7 protein-coding genes are annotated in these 7,202 nt (G+C 37.6%); 4 read left to right on the top strand and 3 right to left on the bottom strand.

Annotation, left to right across the window (positions count from 1 at the left end):
• Positions 1–366: 366 nt before the first annotated feature.
• Together L2748_RS22540 and L2748_RS22535 are read left to right on the top strand one after the other, a co-directional pair.
• The gene (locus tag L2748_RS22540) at positions 367–936 is read left to right on the top strand and encodes a ParA family protein (RefSeq protein WP_220783277.1); all 570 of its coding nucleotides are present in this window, start codon (positions 367–369) and stop codon (positions 934–936) included.
• On the top strand, positions 933–1,295 hold the full coding sequence (locus L2748_RS22535; RefSeq protein WP_220783278.1) for a hypothetical protein: 363 nt from the start codon (positions 933–935) through the stop codon (positions 1,293–1,295). The genes L2748_RS22540 and L2748_RS22535 overlap by 4 nt, the downstream gene beginning before the upstream one ends.
• A gap of 322 nt (positions 1,296–1,617) precedes the next feature.
• Here the strand turns inward: L2748_RS22535 and L2748_RS22530 are convergent, their stop codons facing one another.
• The 3 genes from L2748_RS22530 to L2748_RS22520 form a co-directional block, all read right to left on the bottom strand.
• Entirely contained in the window at positions 1,618–1,773 is a 156-nt protein-coding gene (locus L2748_RS22530) for a Hok/Gef family protein (RefSeq protein WP_220782108.1), read from the bottom strand.
• A 736-nt stretch (positions 1,774–2,509) separates the two neighbouring features.
• A complete protein-coding gene (locus L2748_RS22525) occupies positions 2,510–3,439 on the bottom strand; it encodes a hypothetical protein (RefSeq protein WP_220783279.1) in 930 nt (309 codons plus the stop codon).
• A gap of 594 nt (positions 3,440–4,033) precedes the next feature.
• Positions 4,034–4,726, bottom strand: coding sequence for an IS6 family transposase (locus L2748_RS22520; RefSeq protein ID WP_220783280.1), 693 nt, complete (start codon positions 4,724–4,726; stop codon positions 4,034–4,036).
• Positions 4,727–5,851: 1,125 nt separating this feature from the next.
• Here L2748_RS22520 and L2748_RS22515 point away from each other — a divergent pair.
• The gene (locus tag L2748_RS22515) at positions 5,852–6,577 is read left to right on the top strand and encodes an EAL domain-containing protein (RefSeq protein ID WP_338091017.1); all 726 of its coding nucleotides are present in this window, start codon (positions 5,852–5,854) and stop codon (positions 6,575–6,577) included.
• 266 nt (positions 6,578–6,843) lie between these two features.
• A complete protein-coding gene (locus tag L2748_RS22510; protein ID WP_220783282.1) occupies positions 6,844–7,044 on the top strand; it encodes a hypothetical protein in 201 nt (66 codons plus the stop codon).
• Positions 7,045–7,202: the final 158 nt, after the last annotated feature.

Raw genomic sequence — 7,202 nt, 5'->3', positions numbered from 1 at the left:
TTACCAACTTAACGATCTCGATTTCATGACAACCAACAAAAAAATGGTCTTATGTCGAGGGGCTGTTGGGGATAGGAAATCACTGTACCCAAAGAGCGAGTTATCTTGGGTGGTTATCGTTTTTATGTTATCGCACAAGAACTACCGCATTTAAGTTAACGCATTGATTGGGTTTTCGCCGTAACCATACCGTAACCGCTTATCTCATTGGGGTACACCCTAACGAGATAAATAAACACCATCACTTTATTTCTTCCCAAATGCAACAACGAATCCGACGTTGACAAGCAAACAAACCTAGATATACTAGATATACTAGATATACTAGATATATTAGATATATGGATTAACATTAAAGGATATTATATGAAGATCATTAGCGTTTGGAATGAAAAAGGTGGGGTTGGGAAAAGTACGATAGCATGGAACCTTGCAGGTGCTGCCGCTGCACGAAATTTAAAAGTATTATTAGTAGATGATGACCCCCAAGGAAGTTGCCATTGGTTAAGCACTGATGGACTAGCTCCATTCACCGTAACCCATCACTTTCCTGATGAAAAACCAAATGTAGACTTAATTATTATAGACATGACACCGTCAACGAGTGATGAACCAATGGGAACAATTATAATCCCTTACCAACCAAGCCGTTTGGCTTATGGTGTGGTTTCAAAGCACCTTCCAAGACTACATGACCTTGGAAGGGAGATAATAGAAGTTGTATCAATGTCGGACTCACGAAAAATGGAACATAGGGATTTTATTAAAGAAAAAAAACAAATAACTAACAAATTACAGATTATCCCCTCACGCTCGATATATGAGCGCGTAATTGGTCTGGGCAGAACTGTTTTCGACCCAGCTTTAAAAGGTATGTATGGTTTAAGCAGTGCACAAAAAGAGATCAATACACTATTAGATGAGGCAATCAAATGAGTAAGGCACCTGGCTGGATGAATTCAGCACAAAATAACAAAACAGGCAATACAGTAGGAACCGTTGCTGAAGTTACTCAAAAAAGAAAAAAACCAGGCCCTAAGAAATCCGTTGTTTTACGCAAAAATAGAATTATAAAAATATCAGACAACCGAAGTAACGATATTGATACTTTAGAAGCGAAATTGAAGAATCTCGGTATCCCGCTGACTCGAGGCCGAAGTGAAACCATAGAGCTTGCTTTATCAGTATTGAATTCCATGATTGAAAATCCAGATAAATCACTAAATGGGGAGCAATGGATAAACTACGTGAAAGAAATAACAGGGCAAGAAGACAAAGACAGTTCTGATATGTAAGATATGTGCAATAATAATGTCTGTGTAGATGGTTCAGATCTACACAGACACGCAACAAAATAAATCAATGAGGATTCAATATGCTACAAATGCATTATAACAAGATAGAAAAAGCACGTCTAATCGACTTACCCAAAATGCCAGCAGGTAAGCTATTCCAATGGCTAGCAACTAAACCCACTTGGATACAGGCTAGGGTAGTCAAACAATTACAGCTTAACAATTCACATTAGTTAAGTAATGCTCGTAAAAAGTTGGGTGCTCCTGGTAAGTAACGTCACAATCCAAAAATAGGGACGGTTCGGAACCGTCCCTATGTTCGCTAGCCTCTTACTTCGTAAGCAAGATTAACGTTAAGAAACATCGTACCGTTACGGTACTCCACTTTACACAAATCATCTCTAATGAGTGCCAGCGCAGCTAACAGAGTGAAACACACGATAGCTAGACTCAAAGTAGTTGTTTTTCTTTTCGGCATATCTTGCCCCTTAAAGTAAAAGAGGCTACTATTTGTATTGGAAGATACATGCGTAGGCCTCATTGTTAATGGATTTTAACTTTGGGGCTTTCGTCTATCTGGCCGTTACAAAACTATGCTCTTGCCAAATAGCCAAGAGCACCCGCATGAAGTTTACCACTTGTATTATCATTCCCGCTAATGGTTTTTCTTTAAAGAATGGTTTCACCATTCTATTCAATCATCACTCTTGAAATCGTTACACTATCAACACAGACTTGCTTCGATTTTGCTTTTTCTTTCTGCCAGACAGTCGCGTAGCGACAAGCGTCGCAGACAAACCCGTTGTACAGAAACAAATGAAGCCTAACGGTCGGTTAGACAAAATATCCTTTCAGCGCTGCTTTTAAATCATGTCCCCTAGCTTTAGCTAGGGGACATTTCATTTTTGTTTGTGGTCTTTAAAGATCCTTTTATTTTTCATTTTTTAAAAGCTTGTAACCCTGAAAAGAAAAAAATTTTAAGCCTAAAGATCACAACTAACTTTGCCGTCTTGATTTGTACTTTAATTTATTCCGAAAAAAAACATCAATCTCTTTAAATAGGCAACGTGCGAACCAAAAACCATGAGGAATACAAAATGTAGAGCGAGTTAAGCAGCACATTTCTGTTCATTTAAAAGCGATATACCGCGCTCTGACACGACAAAACTCGGCAAGTAAGCCGATATAGGTCATTTTGAGAAACTGCTTTAGCGCTAATTAGGGGGTACGTGGTAAGTTTCACGTACATGGTGAGAAGTGATCAGTTCGAGCAAGCGTTGGCATGGCTCAACCACTTTCATGTTCTTACGAAGCGTACCGTCCATACGGTAACGTGAATTAGGGTAACGGGCCTTTTGCTTAAAAGATTTACCTTTCGTTTTTAAGTCGGCTTCATGCTTTGCAGCTCCGTTACGAACGGACAAACGAGAAGCGCCGAGCATATCTAACAACCCTTTAGATAGAACCTTGTAACTTGCTTCTGCATGAAACATAGCTGCATGGCCATCTTCATAAATAGCCACAGTATCGCTTTGCAGATAACCACATTGGACTAATTTATTGATATAAAAATACCAGGTTGATTCGGCGATATAAACACCATGCCTAAGTGCCACTTCCATTCTCAGCGCATCATGGGTGAGGTTCTTACCGCCTTTACGAGTAGCAACAACGACCATGCCATTAGCAACATTACAATTAACCACAAACGCAGAAAGCATCAAACTTAGAATGATCTTAGAGCGCTCTTGCAATGTTCCACGGTATAAGCCGTCACTATGCTCAAGAAACTCTTCTCTATGAGGCAGTACCTTTGCTTGTCTCAATAATGTTTTAACGTAATCGGGCAATCTTGCGCTCTTGAATCCATTGAATGAGGCAACTTTACCTTGAAATCCAACAGCCTTACCGCTTTTATTAACTCGATCAGCCGTTTCTAAAATTTCAGCATTAACTTTGTCACGTTCAGCTTTGCGTGCTTTTTTGAGGCGTTTAGTTTCATCAACGACAGTGTAAGCTTGCCCCTCTGGTATTTCGCAGCCAAAAGCATTCGCATCATCATAAGAAGACAACGGCGGAAGTTCTGAGCAATGCTCATTACTTTCAAGTGCAGAAAAGAGTGTATCGAGGTTAGCGTTTTGCATTAGACACACTCACAATAGGCATACTAGATCGCGTTAGGATCGGCATGTCATATTGAATGTATCTAGATCTACAAAGGAATTGGGGCTGCAATATGCAGCTATAGCGCTGTTTGGTTTTCATTATTAGAATCTCGAATGTTTTAGGGCTGCTCAGGTGACTAATCCGAACATTGGAATCTAATATAATCAATTGGGGTGCAAAGATCAAATAGTTATACGTTATTGAATTTTGGGTACAAAAAAACCGACCCATTCGAAAAGTCGGTTTTTTTGTCGAATAATTTAAACGCAAGAAGGTCAGTTCTCACTTATTCTAGTTTATTAGTAAATAATACACCACATAGAAACCTACGTGGTGATAGCAAGCTATGTGCTGTACTCTCACAGAATAAACATGACGCTATTATAGTAAATAAATTAACTTGTATCAAGGGACTATTCGTCAATATTTATCATCATTTATTTGTACACATAATACCCAATCAATATCCACACATGGAACATTTTATGTACATATTGATATATAAATACGGTTCTGTCGCAAACTGAGATCTTGCAACTATGATTTGAGGGCGCAAGATCCCTCAGATACAATTAGGCTGCTAAAGAATAAAATTGTTCCCATGGAGTCATCTTTTCGGTTGTGTTCATTTGGCCTTGCTTAATCATGAACCAAAGCTCAACGCCAGCAAGTGTCGATTCGGCACCTTTCCAAGATTTCCATCCTAAGTATTGATGCATCTTTCCTTTTACTTTTCGATGACTCTGTTCGACAATATTATTCAGATATTTTATGGTTAAAACCTCGATCATAAACAGCATGTAACCAGACAACCAAAGACGAATATTAATGGTATCTAATGCCGCAGCATTCGCCCCACTTTTATCAATGACTACCTTCTCAGGTAAGCCATGTTGGTTGATAGCTTTATTGAAAAATGCCCTAGCCGCCGGTTCATCACGGGTTTCACTCAAATAAAAATCAATAATAGCACCGTATTTATTCACGGCGCGATAATAGTAAACCCAACGACCTTTAATCTTTATGTAGGTTTCGTCCATTCGCCATGAGCCAGATACTCGACGCTTTCTCTTCCTGAATATGACTTCGAGTTGCGGTGCATATTTGATAACCCAACGGTTCAGTGTTGAGTGGTCAAAATGGATATTTCGTTCGGCAAACATCTCCTCTATTTCACGATAACTGAGTTTATAAGCTAGATAATATCGAAGGGCTTGCATGATGATATCTGTTGGAAAATGGTGTCCAGAAAAGTTAAGTGACATTGATGATGTTAGTTAAGAGAGCATCACTCATGATAAACCTATTCCTCAGTTTGCGACAGCCCCCTTCAGAGAAGTGATTATTTTTGGAGCTGGTCAAAAAGTGTAATCAGCCCCAGATCGGGGAGGGGCGTTCGACTACTATGTCACAACATTTAAACAGCATTAAATATAAATTTTTTACTAGGCTAGTATTCATCTTATGACATATTTATGCAGCATTTGAACACTGCATAAAGTACAAAGTGTTGCGTTTCATGTGGCGGAGGGGCACTACTTCTTGCGAGAAAATACAAAACTCAATTCACTGATTAATTAATTTTATCGAATGATAAAAAAAATAAACTTGTAAATTTAACAGGCTGCAATTTAAAATCAGTTTCTTTTTTCATGTGCACAAAAAGTAGCATAGGTTATATTACTATATTTAGGAAGTTGGCAAGGTGAGGTTGGATTCATAATTGGTTGAAATTTCAGTTGATACGCTTGAGATATTTTATTATCGTTGCCGTTACGATAAGTGACAGGGTTGTTGATATAAAAATAGGAGGGGAACAGGGCTATGTTCGCATAATAATGTAACCAATCTTTGGAAATGCTGTTATGGTTGAACAAGAAAGGATGCGACTACCTATGTGTTGAGAGGGAATAGCTGAGAACGTTACCACGCTCTGTAGATAATACCTAATCCATTAACGCTGTGTATGGTAGATTAACCATATAGTGTCCAGATGTTAATTGTCAGTTTTAACGAAATGAAGCCAACCTAATTTGGGTTTGATTTTACTCAGAGTTAACGATAAATAAAATAGGTTGCACAAAATGATTGATGACAATGCTGAATCGTTTAAATTCCCACTAACGCAGTGGATTGTAAGGCATAATAAAATTGTAAAAATGAGGCTTTCAGTTCGGAGTCGACGTAATAATAAATATTATAGATTAAAAGCGGCTGAACAAAAAACAAATTGAGGAGGTTTATTTTTTAAATACGTTTTTGGTGATTATTACAGCATGATTTTTGATACACAAATTTAATTAAAGTTATTGATGAGAATTTATAGATTGTATTCTTACCATCTCATAAAAGTATCATTCATATAATTAAACCCTGCCAGGTAAGTGATTATGCCTTGTTTTTTCTATGGTACATGTAATTATACTTCAGCATATTGTAGTCAATCTAATAAAAGTGATAATTCTATATGTAGCTATTCCCATCTCGCTCAAAAAGTATTTACAAGATATGGATTGTTTTACGGCATGGAGTTTTTAAGTCAACCACTTCATATCCAAAGTTATTATACACTTAATAATTATTACACATCGATGTTACCTTCGAAACATAAATTATTGTTAGTTGAATTAGTGCATAAAATATACTCTTTTCAACGTTCAAATTCGTCTAGCATGAACTACTCTTACTTTTTAAAAGTTGAGAGGTTTTCATTGTTAGATCAATATGTTGTTGAAAAACTTTGTGATTTGAGTCGGTATATCGAGTGTTTTGGCTCTACACTTATAGTTGAAATCACAGAGAGGCACCTTCAATTGTATAAATATACTATTGAAGGTGAATATGCTTTAAAGGATGCTGGTGCGATTTTAGCTTTAGATGGTTTTACGTACGAGTCAAATATAGTACTAGATGTCACTCGGCACGATGTAATAAAGCTTGAATTAAGTTATGTAAGAGAGTCTCTGGCTAAAGCTGAATTTATTGAATGGTTATACACAATTAAAGAATTGGGCATTAAAATCGTAGCAAAACAGGTTCAAACAAAGGAGGATTATGATTTGACATTGTCATTACCTTTTGACTATGTTCAAGGTTATTACGAAGTACTTAATTAGGTTGTTCTGTTAAGGGGGGGGCGCGCAAACTGAAATCTCGCAGCTATGAGTAGAGCCGTAGGATCTCTCAGAAACAACTATGCCGCTAAAGAATAGGTTACTCGAAAAACAGTTATTATATAACAATGCAAAACTAAGGCATCCCCCTGCACCTAAATTTGATTGTATTGTCATTAAAATCAGCATGTTATTAAGCTGGTTCGATGAAAGTAACACAATTAACCTTCACCGATGGCATATGATGACCATTGATTTAGAGATTAAAAATGACCAAACCTACACCTCAAGCCAGAGCCTTTGAATTTAACTGCCCTAATCGTAACTCAGAAGCTGGTATATCCACGAAATCGAAATCAGAAAAAGCCTTATATTACGCTAAAGCCCGTGCGGGTGTTGGTGAGTATTTGGAGCGCATAGCACTGGCCCGTGAGTTGGGCATACCGGTTGGCGAGCTTGAAGACTTTTAACATTAGCTTGACAGAGAAACAAGGCTTTGTTGCAGTGCACAAATAACATCCAACTAGGCTTACTAAAGGAGTTCGATTATGATGGACGAACTCTTTAACTTTTAGCTGTATTTAACAAATGCCGAACAAGCATAATCATCGCAAGCGTCATCACTTTA

Origin of the sequence: Shewanella sairae (assembly GCF_023283535.1) — a bacterium.
Taxonomy (GTDB): Bacteria; Pseudomonadota; Gammaproteobacteria; order Enterobacterales; family Shewanellaceae; genus Shewanella; species Shewanella sairae.
The sequence above is the reverse complement of the archived record's forward strand: the minus strand, read 5'-3'. Positions and strand labels throughout refer to the sequence as shown.